Below are 18,639 nucleotides of genomic sequence, written 5' to 3' on the forward strand. Positions count from 1 at the left end.
TTTCCGTGAGCGAGCGTATTGTGATCCCGGGCCTGGGGGAGTTTTCGCCAGATGATGGCCTGGAGCCGCTGCAAGCGTGTAGCGATGGCTTTTTCCGGGTAGGGAAGGATGGTGTTGAGGCTATTATGCGGACGGGCGACGGCAAGGTGGAGTTCATCGCCTTCGCCGACAGGACACAGGCTTATGTGCGTTCGGCGCTGGGCTACCCGGCCTACTACCCTGTTCATCCGGTGTCGATCGAACGACCATTGCGGGCGGTGCTGATGGACCTGGACGGCACCAGTGTGCGTAGTGAAGGCTTCTGGATCTGGATCATCCAGATGACTCTTGCCAGTTTGCTCGGCAACCCGCGCTTTGAACTGGAGGACGCCGATCTGCCTTATGTCTCTGGCCATAGTGTATCTGAGCATCTGCAGTACGGGATTGACAAGTACTGCCCTGGCCGGACGGTGGAAGAGGCCCGCCAACTCTACTTTGAGCACACGCACCGCGAACTGCAGGCGATCCTAGCCGGTGGAGGGCGCGCCGATGCCTTTGTCCCCACGCCGGGGCTGAAAGACTTTTTGCTGACGTTGAAGAGCAGGGGGGTCAAGATCGGACTGGTGACGTCCGGTCTCTATGAGAAGGCCTACCCGGAGATTCTCTCTGCGTTTCGCACGTTGGGCCTGGGCGATCCGCGGGAGTTTTACGACGCGATCATCACCGCCGGCTTTCCGCTGCGGCAGGGGGAGACGGGCACCCTGGGCGAGCTTTCGCCTAAGCCGCATCCCTGGCTGTATGCGGAGACCAGCCGGGTAGGGCTGGGTATTCCGTTTGAAGCGCGTAGCCGGGTGGTGGGAATTGAGGACAGCGGAGCAGGTATCTGCGCGATCCGCCTGGCGGGCTTTGCGCCGATCGGACTGAGCGGCGGCAATATTATTAAGAGCGGAACACGGGCGCTGTGCAGCCACTATTGCGATTCGCTGGCTGAGGCGCTCTACTTTATCCTGTGAGCAGAGGATCAGGGTCAGTTGCGATTATGGGAGGCAAGGCGTTGCAGTACATCCCCTGGGACGAATGGCAGTACCGGCACGAAATCTGCGCTGTTGGCCGGCGCATGTACGATCTGTTTTTTGCCGTGGGCAACGATGGCAATATCAGCGTGCGGTTGTCAGACGACCGTATCCTGATCACCCCCTCTGGTGTGAGTAAGGGGCTGATGGCTCCGGAAGCTCTGATGATTGTCTCGCCGACAGGCGAAGTCCTGCAGGCGCTGGAAGGCTGCAAACCTTCCTCGGAGAACCGGATGCACCTGGCGATTTACCGCCACCGTCCGGATGTGCGGGCTGTGGTCCATGCCCATCCGCCGACGGCGACCGGTCTGGCTGTTGCAGGCGTAGGGCTGGATCAGCCGTTTCTGGCGGAGGCAGTGGTGCGCACCGGCCCGACTCCGCTGGTGCCTTATGTCATTCCCGGCGGGGATGAGTTGCCGGAGGCGTTGATACCCTATCTGGCGGACCATAACACACTGCTGCTGGGTAATCACGGCGTGGTAGCTTATGCCCGGACGCTGCAGGATGCTGCCGTGTACCTGGAGACAGTGGAATTCCTGGCGCGGGTCTACCTTGCCGCCAGACAGGCCGGACAGGTCAAGACTTTCACGCCGGAGCAGGTCGCGGCGCTACGCCAGCGCTACGGCTAGCGACGGATGACAGGCCGTGATGCTGAATAAGTAAGGCCTGCGTTCCCAGAAGCACACCGGGAACGCAGGCCTTTTTCGCGCGGTTCTCAGGGGCCGGCGTGGGTTAAGGATACCAGATCCAGGTATCGGGCGGTGAACTTCCAGCGCGGATGACGCTGGCCACCCCGTAGGCGCGCCATTTCGCGTTCGGGAATGATGGCCTTGAAGCGGGGTATCTCGCCGCTATCGCCATGGAAGCGATTCGCATAGGCGAGCGAAAACCCATAGCACATGCCTTCTACGCCATGGTTGTTCCACAGGATGAATCGATCGGCGCAGTCAGCGCCGCTGATATGGTGCACGCCCGTCCCCAGGGTCACTTCCAGCAGGGCGCGGACCTGTGAGTCGCTCATACGAGCGGCGTAATCGGCCAGCAGGTGCGGCGTCGCAGGTAAATCGGCCAGACGGCGGGCCAGAGACTGCTTGACCGCCGAATGCAGCCGGAATGCCCGCAACATCGCCTGACCCTTTTCCAGCGTTCTGTCGCGGTGGGAGAGCAGGCTACCGTGCTCCGCGGAGACCTCCAGGCGCAGGGTTGCGGTGCGGGAAAGGCTCAGGCCGGTTATGGTCAGGCGCTCCGCCTGGGCATTGTATTGCGTCGTCAGTGGAATCTCCTGCCCGTTGACCAGTGCCCGGCAGCGAGCAGGTTCGACGATGCCGTGGATGTGTAGCCGGTACTCCCGTTCCTGCGGGATCAGGGTGGCATCGCCGCGGGGAGCCTGCACGGTGATGGTCAGGCCGTCAGAATGCCATGCCTGAGCGATGTCGGTCAGGCAAGCCTGGCCATCCAGGTATGCCGGGCTGTTCCCGTCGTCCTCGTAGAGGGTGAAGTAGCCGTCTGCGCCAGCGAACAGGTGCACGTCCAGCACAGAGGGATTGTCTGTTCCGCCCCAGCCGGTCAGCGGCCCCAGTGGGACGATCGCACCAGCACGAGCAAAGACAGGGATATCTCCCATCGCACCGTACACAGCATACCAGGCATCGCCACGGTAATACTCTCCGCTGAAGAAGTCGTACCAGTCACCGGCAGGTAGCCAGACGACCTGGCGGCTCAACTGCGTGTCCGGGTCAGCAGGCGCAACATAGGGCGCTGCGATCAGTTCTGTGCCGAAGGTGTACTGTTGCGGACAGTGATATGCCTCCTCCTGGTCGGGGTGGTGATGGTACATGGGCTGGATGAGGGGGCGGTGGCTGGTGTGGCTAAGCCAGGCCATCGTGTAGATGTACGGGATCAGCGCGTGGCGCAGTTGCAGGGCCGTTTGCAGGTGGCGGAACGTCTCAGCGTCATAGGCCCAGGGGCGGCGATCATGGAACGGGTTGTTGGTGCAGTGGATGCGCAGGATGGGGCTGAAAACGCCATATTGCACCCAGCGCAGATATAGCTCCGGAGTCTCCACACCCAGATGATGCCCACCGATGTCATGGCTCCACCAGCCGTAGGCAACATTGGCAGCTGTTGACGTGAAATATGGCTGGAAGGCCAGCGTCTCCCAGCTGATCAGTGCATCGCCGGAGAAGCCGATGGGATAGCGGTGGTTACCCAGGCCGCCCCAGCGCGAAAAGACAAAGGAGCGTTTGTTGGCTCGTCCCAGGTCCAGAAAGTGCAGGTGGTTCAGCCACCACAGCGGATCGAGGTTGGGCAAGCTGGTGAGGGTACCCTGCTGCCAGTCCAGCCACCAGAAATCGACGCCGCGAGCTTCTTCTGGGTGGTGCAGTACCTCAAAGTAGGCGCGGGCGAAGCGTGGGTCAGCGATGTCAAAGGGAATGGGTTGCTCGCTGGCGGGGTCGACGCCCATACGCCGGGCCATTTCGGCGTAACGTTCCTCATGAGGGTGGATGCCTTCGGCCGGGTGCAGATTCAGGGCCGTACAGAGGCCTTTGCTGTGCAGGAAGCGCAGGAACCGATCCGGGTCGGGGAAGAGCGCCCGGTTCCAGGTGTAACCGGTCCAGCCGCTGCACTGGTTGCCGGTGTCGGTAATGTGCCAGTCCATGTCAACGATACAGACGGACAGGGGGACCTGATGGCGCTGGAAGTCCTCGATCAGAGCAGTGAGTTCATCTTCCGTGTAAGCCCAGTAGCGGCTCCACCAGTTGCCCAGCGCCCAGCGCGGGATCAGCGGTGTCGGGCCGGTAAGCAGGCTGTAGTCCCGCAGGCAGGCCATGTAATCGTGCCCATAACCGAAGAAATAGAGGTCTCGCGCTTCAGGAGCGGCTTGACGGACTTCCAGCCAGCCTGCTTCGTTGAAAACCAGCGATTTCGAATCATCGATAACCGCCCAGCCGGAGCGTGAGATCAGGCCGGGATCGAGGCGCGTTGGGCCGTTGATGTCATCAAGCGTGCGGATGGTGCCGCCCAGATTCTGCCGGTCGGTGTCCTCGTAGTGCCAGATTGCTCCTGTCGATTTGAGCGTGATGCGCAAGGTATCCGGAGCAAACCCCTGTGGTGTGATAGCGTACTGCAGCTGCAGATGAGCGGTCTCTAGGGTGATGTGATCAGCCGCAACAGTGGCTGTAAAAGCAGGAACCGGCTGTTGGCGGTACCAGAAGACCTGGCTGGGCCGATCCTCGAAGCGCTCAGCCGGGTCATATTCCAGGCGGAGGACTCGTTCAGTCAGTACTGTAAAACGGACGCCTGGACCCAGCACGATGGCCGCAGGATCCGCCGCTGAGCGGGCGTCAATCCGAAAGTGTTCAGGAATTACGCTTTCAGTCATCGGGTGTTTATTCCTTGAGTGGGTGAAGAGAAAAACAATGCGGGTTACACAAGAGCAGCGGCAGGGCGGACGAGTCCATTTGTGGACACGGCCCCTGCCGCTGGCACAGTAGCTGGTTCAACTGTCCGCAGTGCGCTTTTGCCAGGTAACGTGCTGGGTGCCGCGCGCCCAGCGCCACAGCCCGACCAGGGCGGCCAGATTGGAGCTGACGAAGAAGTAGATGACATTGAGCAGGCGATAATGCCTGCCGCGCCGTTCCGCCAGCCAGCCAGCCAGCGCCAGGCCATAAAAGGCCAGCTGGCCCAGCAGGATCAGCCCTCCCCACCAGCCGCGCAACAACAACGCATCTTCCAGAAAGTGGCCTGTCATTGGCTGGCTCAGCAGGACAGCAAGCAGATTGGCCAGGAGGATGAGCAGCATCAATACCGGCGTGAGCGGGCGCAATAGCTTATGGGAGAACAATCGGAAGGCAAGTCCTGGAGTGGGGGCTTTGAGGTATCCGGCAGAGAACAGCGCCTGATAGCGCCCGGCATTGATACGCACCCGACGATTGAACTCGTCGCTCATCGTTGCGCTGGCGTCGTCGTAGCTGATGGCGTCCGGCTCATAGACGACGCGATAGCCCTGTCGCAGGACTTCCATCGCGATGCTGAATTCGTCGTTGATGATTCCGGTGCGCAATGGCCGGAACAAAGCCCGCCGGATGGCGAACATGTTGCCGTGAACAGCAACAGTGCTGCCAGTCTTGCTTTCCCAACGGCGCAGGGCGGCCTCATAGCGCCAGTACAGGCCGGCAGGCTTGGCGACAGCGGTGGCGGCATCCCAGACAGCTAGTGTTCCCACCACAACGCCAACGGTGGGATCAGCGAAGCGTCGGGCCAGGATGCGCAGGCTCTCGGATTCGTAGCTCGGTGAGGCGTCACTCAAGACCACGATCTCACCAGTCGCGTGGGCAAAGCCAGTATTGACGGCAGCCATCTTTCCCCCGCGAAAGGGTTGCTCAATCAGTGTGACGCCGCGCACGGCGAATTCCCGCACGATGTCCGGCGTGCCATCGGAGCTGCCATCGTCGACCACCAGAATTTGCAGCCTGTCTCGCGGATAATTCAGCGTGAGGCTGTTGTTCAACTTGCGGCGGATGACATCAGCCTCGTTGTGAGCCGGGATCAGCAGGGTGAGGGTTGGCAGGCTGTCCGGGGCGGTGACTGGCGGAGTGCGTTTACCCCGCGCCAGGAGATACATAAATAGTGGGTAGCCGAAGTAGGTCCACAGGAAGGCAGCTACACAGATCCAGAAGATAAATACGAGAATGGGCAGGATCACAGTCTCTCACCGGAATTGAGTTGTCAGCGCGCACCTTGCCGCTTGAGCACTTGCCCAATTGTACGCAGCATAATCTGAATGTCCAATGCGAAGCTGATTTTGTCGATATAGAGCATGTCCCAGCGTAGCCAGTCGTCAAAGTCAGTGCTGCCCCGCGCCCCGATCTGCCACAGGCCGGTGATCCCAGGGCGGACCGTCAGGCGTTCGGTATGCAACAGGGTATAACTATCCAGCCCCCAGCTGGTGGGTCTGGGTCCAACGATACTCATATCGCCGCGCAGCACGTTGAAAATCTGCGGCAGTTCATCCAGGCTCGTCTTGCGGAGGATGCGGCCTACCCGCGTCACACGCGGATCACGGGCGAGTTTAAGCGGCTCGGCTAATTTGCCATCCGGGCCAAGTTTGGCCAGCCCCTGAGCGGCCAACTCCTTGAGTTTGGCCTCGGCATCAGGAACCATGGTACGGAACTTGTACATTTTAAAACGCCGGCCACCCAGCCCGGTGCGCTGCTGCACAAAGAAGATCGGGCGGCCTCCGTCGAGGTAGACCAGCAGCATCAGGACGAGCATCAGCGGCACGGTAACCGGCATGCTGATTACCACCAGGGTGATGTCGATCAGGCGCTTGAGCACCATGTATACCAGACGGGCGCTGGCACTCTGGTATGGCAGCTCGTTAACCCAGAAATCGGGGTCATTAGGGTGTTGGCTGCCTGAAGAGGAGGGACGCGGCTGGTCAGCGTAGTCTGTGGGCAGAGGCTGAAAGAGTTGCCTGATCCAGGAGACGGGCTGTATGGCGCTGGCGGAACGTTTTGTGGCAGTCTCTGCGGTTGCCTGCCTGGATGAGGGTGGGACAACCGCGGAGACCAGTTGATCGCTACGCGCGCCACCCTGCGGTGGACGCTGCTGATCCTCAGGCTGCAAGGGGATGGGATGCAGCAGGGCAGCATCCAGTAGATCGCGGTAGATGAGACCGTCCTCCGGGAAGGCGGCGACGCCCACGGCTACTTCCAGGCCCAGGCGCATCTTGATCAGGGTATGAATCTGTCGTGCCAGGCGGATCGCCTGCTCGCGGTCGGTCTCTGGCAGGCAAATCACCAGGTTGTCGCCGCTCCAGGCGATGGTATCGCTGCGGTAGATGGCCGACATGGCGATCTGAGCGATGCGCACCTTGAGGTAGCGCTTCTGGAAAGCCGCCTCCAGGTTGAAACGATCGGTGATGTGTTCCTGCATCTCTTCAAGCCATTCCACCCGCAGGGCGACAAACCCCACCGGGCGGTCGAAGCGTCGGGCGCGGAACAGCTCATTGTTGATCTTCTCCTCACCTTCGGCCTCGGAGAGCACGCTTGACTTCTCTGGGGTAAGCAGCACGTTCTCAATGGCCTTCTCAATGTTGGCTGTGGCCAGTGAGATAACACGGGCTACGGAAACGGTCAGGATCAGGACGACTACCTCGGTAATGATCAACGGCAGGGGGGTGTCCGGGTGACCGATCGTCACTTTGGCAAGGCCGTACAGGATCAGCGTAGGTATCAATACGTACTCTGAACGCTTGCCCAGGTCTGGCAGGGCCAGGATGGTGACAGCGACCATGGCGGCGATGACATAGACAAAGGAGTCCAGGTCGATGTTGCCGAAATCCTGAATGTCTGGCCGTTCCAGATTGAACAGAATTACCAGCCAGATTGTCAGACCGATGAGCAGGAGTCGGAACCTAGCCATGTGTTTGAATCCTTCTAACGTTACATCTAATCCGGTGTTGATCCTGCGCGAGTGCAGGACGTGTTTGCCTGAAGGTTGGAGTAGGCGTGTATGCTGGCAGGAATGACGGTGGCAGGAGATGCCTTTAATTTATCTTAACAATTTTCCGCTTACGGCGCTGTGAATTTTTCCTAAAATCACCGGTTATATCGAGTCATGCTGGTACCAGGATGCTATAATGCGGCAGGACATTCTTAATGTAGAGTCTGATTGATCTTTACCATCCAGGATGCCATGATGCGGTAGAACGTCGGGTTGACAATCCAGCGTTGGACCGGTATCCGCCACACTGCATGCCGACCGTTGAATGTTCTTCGCAGGGCTTCCAGGCTTTCCAGCCATTTCTGCAGCAGGAAACGGCCTTCGTAAAGCGCCAGGAGCAACGGTTCGGGCTGACTGCCGGCGAAGTAGCCTGCCAGGAAGGCTTGACTGAGTGCGTCGATCATCGCTGGCGTGGGGAAGGTGGCCAGCGAAAGAAGACGCGCCCGGCGGCTCTTAAGATCGGCTACCAGCTTGCCCAGATCGTAGTAGGGACTGTCCAGTCGATCAAGCGCTGTATCCATGCTTACAACGCTCTGGTCAGGGAGCAGGAAGAAATTACGCGCATGTAAGTCTCCATGCACCCAGACCTGGCGGTCATCGCTTACCTGCTGCAGGGCGGTGAGGGTCGGCTGCCAGAGCGGCCAGCTTTCTAAGTCCACGCCGCAGGCGCGGAGTTGCTGGACATGTTCCAGCAGGATAGCCAGGCTATCCGCCGGACCAAAACACCGATCGGCTGGCGCGTTGTCAACGGGCAGCTCATGTAACCAATGCAGCCACTTTCCGCAGCGCTGTAGCATGTGCATCGCTTGCTTCATCCCCTGGCGGCTGAGCAAATGGCGTGGTGACAGGTTGTTGTCATATAATGGCTGGCCAGGGACAAAGTCCATGATCAGAGCGTTGATGTCCGGGAGATAGGCTTCCGGGTGGACTGCGCGCAGGTGTGGATCATCCTGTCGGAGGAAATGCCGGTAAACCCGCAGCAGGCTTTCGTACTCGTGTTGGCCGCGAAGCAGCAACTCTTCGGACTGATACGACACCGCTGCAGTGGCCTGGTCAGGGAAGCGCATGATCTTGACGACCAGCTGGCGTTGTTGCTGTTTCGTTCCGATGGTCAGGAAGTACAACGTGCTCCAGGGTTTTGTGATGACGGTCGGAGGACGCTGTAACTGCCAGGGGGATGGAAGCGGGTGTTTCCCATTGAAGTAAGCAAGGACAGCACTGATGGTAGCTTCGGGGGGAAGAAATGTTTCAGGTTTGAATTTCATCTTTATAACCGTTTAAATGCGATATTTAATGTATAATATCGCCCGTTTTTCCGGATGAATGAGTTCTTTCGATTTTTGACTGGCCAAGCAAACAGAAGAGAGTTCCCATGGAACTGCGTCAATATCTGCGTATTATACTGAGAAGCTGGTGGTTCATCATCCCAGTGACGCTGATCGCCCTGACGGCGTCCCTGGTATTCAGCTATGCAACCACCCCGATCTACCGCGCCGCATCGTCGTACGTGGCGGGCCTGGCCCCGGATGTTGGGGCTTCCTCTGATGCGATTATCTACGGCCTGGATACCCTGGCCGGTCGAGAACGCATCTTCTCGACCTATTGCGGCGTGCTTAACAGCCACAATGTGCGGCAGGACGCCTATCGCCTCATGGGGGTGAGCGATCCGGCAGGGCTGGGCCTGGACGACTATGTTGTCCAGTGCAATGTTCTGCCCGATTCCAACATCCTGTTGCTTATTGTGGAAGGCCCGGCGCCCACGCTGGTTACAAGGCTAAATGAAGCTGTTGGGTTGGCCGGGATGGCCCAGACCAACCGGCTATACCGACCGTTCCCGCTAGAACGGCTCGATCCGGTTGTCTTGGAGCCAGAGCCGGTGTCACCGAACTACACACAAAATGCGGTGCTGGGCGCGGTACTGGGTCTGGTGCTGGGGATCACGCTGGCATTTGTGGTGGAGTATCTGCGCAGCCCACTCGAACGTATCGAGGGACTGACCATCCGGGACCCGAAGCTCGGCGTGTACAACGAGCGCTACTTCCTCAGGCGGTTTGAGGAAGAGATCAAGCGGGCGCGGGTACGCAACCGTCCGATCAGTCTGGCCTTCACCCAGCTGGTGCCGGATGAGGACTTCAACCTTCTGGAAGAGCGTGTGCAGGACGCGCTGCTACGTCAGGCGGCTCTGTTTATGCAGGATTCGCTGCGAGAGGGTGACATTGTGGCCTATTTTGGCCAGCATGTCTTTGGCTTGCTGTTCGCCGAGACGCCGGGGGATGAGGCCAGATCGATGCTGGTGAACATGCACTATGATATCCGGTCACGCACCTTCCGGTTTGAGGATTTCAGCGCCAGCTTTGAGGCTAAGTCCGGTGTGGTGGAGAGCAGCGGTGGGCTGCTGGGTACGCAGGCGATGATGGACAAGGCGGCTGAGGCGCTGAGAGATGCGGAACTGGCCGGGGAGAATGCCATCCAACTCATCCGTACGTCGCCGGCGCCGTTTATCCAGGGCGATACTACCGGTGCTGCGACACCTACGCTGGCGTTTGACGCTTCTCCGCTGGATGACACACTGGGAACGACCTGGAGCACGGGGAATCAGCCCCCTGTCTTTGATTCGGAACCTGAGCTACGGGAAGATCAGTAATGGCTGATCGCGTGTTAGTCAGTCCTGGAAAAGATATCTGGCAGTATCTGGATGACCGCCGGGTGCGCTACCGGTTGCTGGTGACCGGATTTGCGCTGCTGATGATCATCGTGGCACTCATCGGCGGCTATTTGATTGGCACAACTGACTATGACTACGCGGTTCTCTTCGGGGTCATCGGGGTAGTTGTGGCGATGCTCGTTGCCGTACGGCCAGTGCTGGGTGTGTACATCCTGACCATCACCGTGTATCTCAACCTGTCTGATCTTCTGGAGATCAACCTGGGTATTCCCAGCGCCAACAAGTGGCTGGTTGCCCTGATCTTCGTTGGTGTGGTTGCCAACCATATCGTGCTGTATCGGCGTCCGCTGGCCCTGGGCAGAACGCAATGGCTTATCATCATGTACGGGGTCCTGCTGTTGATAGGGGCGTTGCAGGCTGAGGAACAGTCTGTGGCAGTTTCCCAGTTCACTGATTGGGTGAAGGATTTCGTCATCCTGTTTATCGTCGTGCAGGTGACCATCAACGCTCGAGTCTGGATGCGCATGCAATGGTTGTTGATCCTTTCTGCGGGGTTAGTGGCGGCGCTGAGCGTCTACCAGATCGTGACCAACGATGTGGGCAATACGTTCTGGGGACTGGCCAAAGCGCCAGTGCATCAGATTACTAGCGGGTTTGATAGCACCCGTGTGACAGGTCCGCTGGATGATCCCAATTTCTACGCCCAGATTTTGCTGATGGTCTTTCCGCTAGCAGTGTACCGATTTCTTGAGGAACGTTTCCTTGTCCTTCGCGTAATGGGTGGCGTGGCGGCGGCATTGATCGCGGCTGCGGCGATCTTTACCTATTCGCGCGGTGCGCTGATTTCGCTGGCGGTGATTGGGATACTGGTCACCCGTGAGCGACAGTGGAGTCCTTATAAGGCTGCGGTGATTGCGGTTGCTGTGGCGGTCGTACTGGTGGCTATCTTTCCAGTGGGCTACTGGGAACGTTTTGTGCAGTTGCGCGACCTTTTTGTGTCGGACACAGAGTTGCAGACAGAACGCTCCCTGCGCGGACGCACGAGTGAGATGATCATCGCCTGGCAGATGTTCCTGGATCACCCGCTGCTGGGGGTCGGGCCGGGGAACTACGACAAGAACTACCTTGACTACTCATTTCTGCTGGGCATTGACAGCCGACTGCAGGAACGGCAGGCGCATAGTCTGTACCTTGAGACCGCGGCGGAGCTAGGGGCGGTCGGTCTCGCTGTGTTGTTCGGCATAATCCTCAGTACGTTTGCCAGCCTGCGCAGCGCAAAGCGTATGTTGAAGGCCAGCCATCGATCAGACCTGATACCCTGGGTGACTGGTCTGCAGTACGGTTTTACGTCGTATCTCATCACCAGCATATTTCTGCATGGTGACTACATTCGATACTTCTGGCTTCTGCTGGCTTTTGCTCTTTCCAGCGAAGGGATAGCGCGGTCGTTGCTGCAACAACACCGGGCACGGAGGGAACGCGAGGCGGCGGGGAACCAGAATCTGTTTGTCTTGCGGGAAACAGTACGGATTTCGTAAGCGTTCGTTGTTGTGTCGGCCAGGGCGGTCAGTCAGTAAGCTGCTGCCCCCAACTATAGATAGAGAAGAATTCGATGAGACTCCAGGTGCGTTTAGCTTCCCTTGCATTGTTAAGCGGTCTTGTAGTGCTCATACTGGCGGTCATCCCCGGCGTTACTGCCCAGAATCCGACCCCTACTTTGACACCTACCCCGGTTCCTTTGCCGGCCTGCCAGCTCTACTACGTGACTGTGGACGAAGGTGTGGTGCGCTCCTGCGCAGGAACGGGTTGCAGCAGAGTGGGTGGTGTGCGCAACCAGGAGGTTGTGTGCGTTCTGGGCGTTTCAGAGACGCCGGGCTGGCTTCTGATCGATCCAGAACCACAGAATGCTGATTCCCCGATTCGCTATATCAGCGCTGACATTGTAGCTCCTGGTCTGCCTGGCTATACCGGGGATGTTGACTGCGAAGCCTGGGAGATCACTGTGCCGGAAGCTGTTGTCCGGCGCTGCGCGGCGGAAACCTGCGCTGTGGTGGGTGGGTTGCCACAGGGCACCCAGATGTGTGTGAAGGAGTACGGTGGCCAGTACGAAGACTGGCTGTATGTCGATTATTCCAGCTATAGCCCGATGAATGGCTGGGTTTTCGTTGATGTTGCCCAGCGCATCCCTGCCGGGACTCCGGTCGCTATTCCTACGCCCAATCGGCCGCTGGTCATCCCGGCGTCGATCCTCAGCGGTGCACAGACTCAGCCGGTCGCTCTGCAGGTAACACCCTCCCCGACCACTGCTGTGGAACTTGCGCCGCCGACCCTCACGCCAACGGCCACACTTCCGGTTTGTCCGCCAGGAGTGGTGACAGTAGGTGGAGCGGGCGAGCTCCCCGCCTATGCAGCGGAGTATCCATTCCAGTTCACCTACGTTGTACGTGCTGGAGACACGCTTCAGGGGGTAGCCGGTCGATTCTCTACAACCGTAGACGTGATTCGTCAGGCCAATGCCCTGCAACCAGCCGCGGTTATCCTGGTAGGGCAGCGGCTTATCATTCCGGTGCAGACAGCAGATGTCCCCGGACAGATCGTGGAGCCTGTGTCAGCCAGCGCTGGTGCGCCGGCCTGCGTGACCGCAACGCCCACTCCCATTCTGGCGGCGCCTCAGCAGGTGGTGGCCAGTGGCCCCCTGATTGCGCAGGACGTCGCTCTGGCCAGCTTCCAGGTGAGCAATGTTGATCTGGTTTCGCCACGGAGTGCTGCACAGTTCCGGCTGGACTTGCCTACCGATTGGCAGCTGGATGGTAACAACGTTCTGTACCTCAACCTGGAGTACACGCAGAATCTCTCGCCGCTTGCTGATCCCATGCGCCCGCTGGTGAGCATCCTCAATGTCAGGCTGGATGACACGCTGATTTCCTCCACGACACTGACGGCTGCCAACGTGGGGTTACAGACGCTGGTGATCCCGTTGCCCTCGTCGCTGTTAGTCACGCCTGAACGGACTAACAGCCACCGGATCGATGTCACCTTTATGGCGGATGATTTCTGCGACAGTAACTCGCTTGCCAGGGCGTTCATTCGTTCGGACCTGTCATACTTCCACTTCGAATACCACCGGCTATCTCCCAGCCTGGATCTGGCACGGTACCCGGAGCCGTTCTATCACGGGACGGTTATCGGCACCGAGCCGGAGACGGTATGGCTGGTTCTGCCAGATGAGCCTTCGCTGGCCGACCTGGAATCCGCAGCGGGTATTGCGGCGGCGCTGGGCCAGCTCACTTTTGGCGAATTGCGTATCCGTGCTGCACTGGCTGGCGGGTTGACCGATCAGATTCGCCGTGAGAACAACCTGCTGCTTGTCGGTGAGATCGGCAAGCATGCCCTGATCGATCAGTTGTATGCTGACAACGCTCTGCCAACACAGCTCAGCGGCAATGTGGTCAGGCTGAGCGGCCAGGAGGTAGCAGAATCGATCGGGCTTGTTCAACTCATTGCCAACCCGGATAACCCCATGCGCGCCATCGGGGTAGTCACCGGTCTGAACGAAGCGGCGCTGCGCAAAGCAGCCCAGGCACTTTCTGGCCCGCCATCGGTGTTGAGCCTGGGCGGACCACTGGCGCTGGTCAGCGATGTGCGACCCAAGGCGGCAGTCCCGGTTGGCATGCGCACCGAAACCACGCTAACTTTTGCGGAACTTGGCGTGACGCAGATGCTGCTGGCCGGGATCGGCACACAGACAGCCAGTGTCAGGTTTACAGCGCCTGCCACGGCAACAATCGCCCCGGATGCCTCGGTTGATCTCATCTTCACCTATTCCGGGGCACTTGGCCGGGGTTCGACGGTGACCGTGTTGGTGAATAACACGCCCATCGCCAGTACGCTGCTGGCCCTGGAATCGGTTACCGGCGGCGTAGTGCACGAGACCGATGAGTTGGGCCGCAATCACCTGCGGGGGCGCATCCCGCCGGAAAGTATCCAGCCTGGCGCTGAGAATACGTTGACCATCCTGGTTAATGGCATTGACAGTAACCCTGATGATTGCGTATTCCCCGACCCACTGGTTGCCTGGTTCAATGTCAGCCCGGAGAGTTCGATCTTCCTGCCTACCCAGACAGCTGACCCGGCAGCCGTGACGCCGCTGTTAAGCTGGTTCCCGGTACCGTTTACCTCGCTGCCTGATCTCAGTGATGTGTTGATATCTTTGCCACGGGCGGCAGGCGCTACTGAGATCGAACAGGGTCTGCGGATGGTTGCGCGTCTTGGTGCGGAGACCGTTGGTGGGGAGGCGTTCCGCCCGCGGTTCAGCGTCGGAGACCTGCCGGAGGGGATCGACCTGGCCCAGTACCATCTGATCGTCATCGGGCGGCCGTCAACCAATCCGCTGCTGGCAGCTCTCAACGCTGATCTACCGCAGCCTTTCGTCCCGGGCACGGATACACTCGAGCAAAAGCTGGATGACGTAGTCTACCAGTTGCCACCCGGCTACGACGTTGGGTTGCTGGAGATAGTCAAGTCGCCCTGGTCACCGGAGCGAGCCATTCTGGTCATTGCCGGGTTGGGTGATCGCGGTCAGGCGGATGCCGTACGCGCCCTGGCGGATAACATCTACTGGCGTGGCGATTTAGAAGGCGATGTAGTATTTGTCTCGCCGAACTCGATCGCTGTGATTGACACGCGTACGGTGTATGCGCAGGAAGATCTGGTGACGGCGTTGCCGGAACTGGCCACCCAGTCGGCTATCGCGGCTCAGGCGACGAGCACCCCCATCCCGGTCTATACAGTAACACCCGGCCCAACGCCTACAGCAACTGCGACCAATACACCGACACCGGTCGTTACCGCAACACCGATTGTTCCCTTGCCATCGCCGACGGCGCCGACACCGATCCCGACCTTCCCGCCGCTTGATCCGGAGCAACTGCAGCCCGCCCGGATCGGCCAGCCGGAGTGGGTCAATATCCTGCTGGTTATCACAGCGGTTGTACTGGTCACCACGATACTTTTCGGTATCCTGGTTGCCGCACGTTCCCGGAGGCGCCCTTGATGCCCTGCAGGATCTTCAGAGCAATCCTGATCATTCTGCTGGGGGTGGTAATTGGCTGTGAAGCAACCAGTGCGCAGAACGCACCGCTGACATGGTGGGTGGTGGGCAGTACAGTTAAGGTGCTGCCCACCGCCGTTCCTCCTGCACAGCCAGAAACACCTATCCTCCTGTATGCGGCGCGGCGGGAGTACGTCCCCTTCCAGATTGTGCTGCGTGCCAACCAGATCGCGCTCAAGTTTGATGCGCTTTCCGTGTCCTATCCTGAGGAGTACTTCGGCCTACAGCTCTATCGTGAGCAGTATGTGCCCATGTTGCATGTTCCGGATCCGGAGATAGTCTCGCTGGCCCGCCTGACGGACGCGGGCGCTATCCCTGATGGATTGCGCCCATTTGATAGCCCCTTTGAGGTGCGGACTGAGCAACCCACCGTCATCTGGGCTGATCTCTATGTGCAACCGGAGACACCGCCGGGGGACTACACGTTAACGCTGACCATCAAAGGCATGGGCGAACGCCGCGTTACGGTTCGTGTATACCCGGTTGATCTGGAACCGCAACCGGCGGTGACCGTGATCATCCCTGAAGACGCTGACTGGACGATCCCCTTCTTTGGTGGCGATGATCCGACAGCTTTCCACCGGGCGATGAATACCTTGCTGCTGGCGCATGGTGTGGTACCGGGGACTTTTGTGGCCCAGCCCGTAATGATAGCGGATGGCTGGGATTTCTCGCCGCTGGATGCGGAACTGGATGCGCTTCCGACAGGGGCCTTCTTCTATGCGCCCCTGCCGTACGACGATCGCTCCGGGCAGTATCTGTTGCGGGATGAACATGGCCGGCCTTATCAACAGGCCATGTTCGACGACCCACAGTTTGTTCGCCAGGCGGAAGCTTTCTTCCGCGCGCTGGCGGACTATCTGCGTAGCAAAGACCGCCTGGAAGGGGCGCTGGTATACCCGGATGATGAGACGCGCTGGGTTGGCGATGAACCATGGCATGCCGGGCCGCGTGGATATGCCCGGCTGTCCCGGTGGACGGCAATAGTGCGGGTGGCAGGGTTGCGCGTGACGGCTTCCGGCGTAGATCCGGTGCCGCCTGGCCCGGCTGAGCTTGGCTGGCTGGACCCCGATCTGGTGACTGATGATACCCACGTGCATGTGGATGTGCTGGATGCGGCACCGGAGGTTTTTGCGGCCTGGATGTCCAGGCCGGGCAAGAGCAGCAGCGTATACCTGAATGAATATGGCGATCTGATTGACCTGACAGCAGCGATCCAGCGTGGCCTGATCTGGCATGTCTACGCCAGGGATGTGCGGATGATTGCCGGATACTCGGCGCTGGAATGGGTAGGCAGCGAAGACTACGATCTGGTGGACCCGTGGCAGGACGTGACGGCGCTGTACCCGGTATCCGGTTACGGCGGTGGTGCGCTGGTCTGGCCTGGGCCGCAGCCCTCAATCCGCCTGAAACTGTTGCGGGAGGGCCTGGAAGACACTCGCCTGCTGGACCTGTATGCGCAGGCCACTTCGCCTGAGGAAGCCCGCGACCTGGCCAGGCAGCTCACTCCCGGCCCGCTGGCCCACCAGAACCCGCCCGCTGATCTCTGGGATCAGGCACATGAGGCCTTGCTGGTGGCGTTGACTGAGGGTGAACGGGCAGACTTCAGTAACTTCCGCCCGCTGCCAGCGGCAATCACGCAAGACTACTTGCTGATCGATTTTGATCGGCTTGGCCAGCCAGAGGAATGGGGGTTCACCGGTGTGACGGCTGAAGTCGTTGAGTCGCCATGGGCGGAAAGCGGCCAAGCTCTTCGTCTTACATTTGATTCCGAAGCCAACGAGGCCGGGTTGTGGTTTGAAACGTCAGACTGGGAGGGGTGGCGGGCGCTGCAATTTGAGGTCAGGAGTCTCAGCCCTTACTTCACCACACTTGATGTTGGTCTCACAGATGCAGACGGACATTACCTGTTGTTGCCGGACAAAGGGCTGCTGCTAGGGCCGAACGCAGACATGACGGTCACCCTGCCGTTGCTGATTCCAATGGACGAGACGGAGCCTTTTGACTGGTCACAGATCAGGTATTTCAGCCTGCAGGTGGCAACTTCATATGAAGCGCGGGATGGATTCGGTCAGTGGGGTGTCTATCCGCTGGGGAGCCGTACCCTGATTCTTGATAATTTCAGGCTGGTGAAATGACAGGCAGGCGAGACTACAGGGTGCTGCTGGTAGATCTGGCGCGGGCCTATGGGGGCGCAGAAGTCCGCGTGCTCACCCAGGCCAGGGCCTTGCAGGATGGCGTGGCACGGTGCGCTGTGGCAACGCTGGCAGGTAGCCCGCTACACCAACGGCTGATAGCAGAAGGCTTGCCGGCTGAAGCGATTGCCATCCAGCGTGGCAATCCGATCATGGCCGGTGTGCTGCGCCGAACCATCCGCGCTGGTCGCTACGAGGTTGTTGACGCCCACAATGTGCAGTCCATCCTGTGGGGGCATCTGGCGGCGTTGCTGGCTGGGGCGCGGGGACGGGTGGCCACGATTCACAGCGACTATGGCCGGGAATATCCCGGCGTGAAGGGGATACTCTATCGCAGCGTGCTCTGGTTCGACCGGCTCCTGGCCCGGCAGTATATCACCGTGACCGATGTGCTGCAGGCCAGTCTTACGGCCCGTGGCGATGGTTCCCGTAGTACCCTGATTTACAATGCAGTGCCAGTGCCGGAAGCGCCGTTGTTGTCAGTGGATCCGGCTGTGCGCCCGGCATGGGGAGTTGGCGCGGATGATTTTGTGGTGGCGATCATTGCCCGCCTGAAACCAGTCAAGGGCCACTGGTATCTGCTGAAGGCCCTGGCGCTCCTGGCTGACCTGCCGCAGGTGAAGCTGCTGGTGGTGGGCGATGGCCCGCTGCGTCCGGCGCTGGAAGCGCAGGCGAATATGCTGGGGATTGCTGAGCGCGTGCACTTCTGCGGATTTGTGGAAGATGTCCCGGCGGTTTTGCGGGCGGTCGATGCCGTCTGCCTGCCGTCGCTGTCAGAGGCGCTACCGTATGTAGTACTGGAAGCAGCCGCTTTTGCGCGGCCATTGGTGGTCACGCAGGTGGGTGGGATGGCAACGCTCCTACGGGATGGCGAGACTGCCCGTGTGGTGCCGCCACAGGATGCGCCAGCTCTGGCGGAAGCCCTGCGCTGGGTAGCCACGCATCCCGTCGAGCGGCAGGCGATGGGTTTGGCTGCTTACGCGCTGGTCAAGGGTGCGTTCAGTGTGGAGACGATGGTGGCGAAGACGCTGCAAGTCTACGATCGAGCGCTGGCATGAGCAAAGCACAGATTGCCTTTAAGGTACTTATAGCGCTCAGGGCTCCTGTTTT

Annotated in this window: 11 protein-coding genes; 7 read left to right on the forward strand and 4 right to left on the reverse strand. The window is 59.7% G+C overall.

Annotated elements, in window-relative coordinates:
* Positions 1 to 125 precede the first annotated feature (125 nt).
* Together HPY64_00245 and HPY64_00250 are read left to right on the forward strand one after the other, a co-directional pair.
* The gene (locus tag HPY64_00245; GenBank protein ID NPV65553.1) at positions 126 to 992 is read left to right on the forward strand and encodes an HAD family phosphatase; all 867 of its coding nucleotides are present in this window, start codon (positions 126 to 128) and stop codon (positions 990 to 992) included.
* 26 nt (positions 993 to 1,018) lie between these two features.
* Positions 1,019 to 1,681, forward strand: a complete 663-nt coding sequence (locus HPY64_00250; GenBank protein ID NPV65554.1) for a class II aldolase/adducin family protein — start codon at positions 1,019 to 1,021, stop codon at positions 1,679 to 1,681.
* A gap of 86 nt (positions 1,682 to 1,767) precedes the next feature.
* Here HPY64_00250 and HPY64_00255 read toward each other — a convergent pair whose 3' ends face one another.
* The 4 genes from HPY64_00255 to HPY64_00270 all read right to left on the reverse strand — a co-directional run bounded on the left by HPY64_00255 (position 1,768) and on the right by HPY64_00270 (position 8,824).
* Entirely contained in the window at positions 1,768 to 4,434 is a 2,667-nt protein-coding gene (locus HPY64_00255) for a DUF5110 domain-containing protein (GenBank protein NPV65555.1), read from the reverse strand.
* Positions 4,435 to 4,551: 117 nt separating this feature from the next.
* A complete protein-coding gene (locus tag HPY64_00260; protein ID NPV65556.1) occupies positions 4,552 to 5,757 on the reverse strand; it encodes a glycosyltransferase family 2 protein in 1,206 nt (401 codons plus the stop codon).
* Positions 5,758 to 5,780: 23 nt separating this feature from the next.
* The gene (locus HPY64_00265) at positions 5,781 to 6,392 is read right to left on the reverse strand and encodes a sugar transferase (GenBank protein ID NPV65557.1); all 612 of its coding nucleotides are present in this window, start codon (positions 6,390 to 6,392) and stop codon (positions 5,781 to 5,783) included.
* Between the two features lie 1,319 nt (positions 6,393 to 7,711).
* On the reverse strand, positions 7,712 to 8,824 hold the full coding sequence (locus tag HPY64_00270; GenBank protein NPV65558.1) for a phosphotransferase: 1,113 nt from the start codon (positions 8,822 to 8,824) through the stop codon (positions 7,712 to 7,714).
* A 107-nt stretch (positions 8,825 to 8,931) separates the two neighbouring features.
* Between HPY64_00270 and HPY64_00275 the strand changes: the two genes are divergently transcribed.
* The 5 genes from HPY64_00275 (at position 8,932) to HPY64_00295 (ending at position 18,587) form a co-directional block, all read left to right on the forward strand.
* Entirely contained in the window at positions 8,932 to 10,203 is a 1,272-nt protein-coding gene (locus tag HPY64_00275) for a diguanylate cyclase (GenBank protein NPV65559.1), read from the forward strand.
* Entirely contained in the window at positions 10,203 to 11,762 is a 1,560-nt protein-coding gene (locus tag HPY64_00280; GenBank protein ID NPV65560.1) for a hypothetical protein, read from the forward strand. Before HPY64_00275 ends, HPY64_00280 begins: the two co-directional genes overlap by 1 nt.
* A gap of 74 nt (positions 11,763 to 11,836) precedes the next feature.
* On the forward strand, positions 11,837 to 15,277 hold the full coding sequence (locus tag HPY64_00285; protein NPV65561.1) for a LysM peptidoglycan-binding domain-containing protein: 3,441 nt from the start codon (positions 11,837 to 11,839) through the stop codon (positions 15,275 to 15,277).
* A complete protein-coding gene (locus HPY64_00290) occupies positions 15,277 to 17,472 on the forward strand; it encodes a DUF4091 domain-containing protein (protein NPV65562.1) in 2,196 nt (731 codons plus the stop codon). The genes HPY64_00285 and HPY64_00290 overlap by 1 nt, the downstream gene beginning before the upstream one ends.
* A complete protein-coding gene (locus HPY64_00295) occupies positions 17,469 to 18,587 on the forward strand; it encodes a glycosyltransferase (GenBank protein ID NPV65563.1) in 1,119 nt (372 codons plus the stop codon). The genes HPY64_00290 and HPY64_00295 overlap by 4 nt, the downstream gene beginning before the upstream one ends.
* Positions 18,588 to 18,639 lie beyond the last annotated feature (52 nt).

This window comes from Anaerolineae bacterium (assembly GCA_013178165.1).
Classification (GTDB): Bacteria; Chloroflexota; Anaerolineae; order Aggregatilineales; family Ch27; genus Ch27.

Bases quoted from the DNA above. Each gene is read 5' to 3' on its own strand.
- HPY64_00245 (NPV65553.1), top strand. From the start codon at position 126: ATGCGGACGGGCGACGGCAAGGTGGAGTTCATCGCCTTCGCCGACAGG.
- HPY64_00250 (NPV65554.1), top strand. From the start codon at position 1,019: ATGGGAGGCAAGGCGTTGCAGTACATCCCCTGGGACGAATGGCAGTAC.
- HPY64_00255 (NPV65555.1), bottom strand. From the start codon at position 4,434: ATGACTGAAAGCGTAATTCCTGAACACTTTCGGATTGACGCCCGCTCA.
- HPY64_00265 (NPV65557.1), bottom strand. From the start codon at position 6,392: ATGGTGCTCAAGCGCCTGATCGACATCACCCTGGTGGTAATCAGCATG.
- HPY64_00270 (NPV65558.1), bottom strand. From the start codon at position 8,824: ATGAAATTCAAACCTGAAACATTTCTTCCCCCCGAAGCTACCATCAGT.
- HPY64_00275 (NPV65559.1), top strand. From the start codon at position 8,932: ATGGAACTGCGTCAATATCTGCGTATTATACTGAGAAGCTGGTGGTTC.
- HPY64_00280 (NPV65560.1), top strand. From the start codon at position 10,203: ATGGCTGATCGCGTGTTAGTCAGTCCTGGAAAAGATATCTGGCAGTAT.
- HPY64_00285 (NPV65561.1), top strand. From the start codon at position 11,837: ATGAGACTCCAGGTGCGTTTAGCTTCCCTTGCATTGTTAAGCGGTCTT.
- HPY64_00290 (NPV65562.1), top strand. From the start codon at position 15,277: ATGCCCTGCAGGATCTTCAGAGCAATCCTGATCATTCTGCTGGGGGTG.
- HPY64_00295 (NPV65563.1), top strand. From the start codon at position 17,469: ATGACAGGCAGGCGAGACTACAGGGTGCTGCTGGTAGATCTGGCGCGG.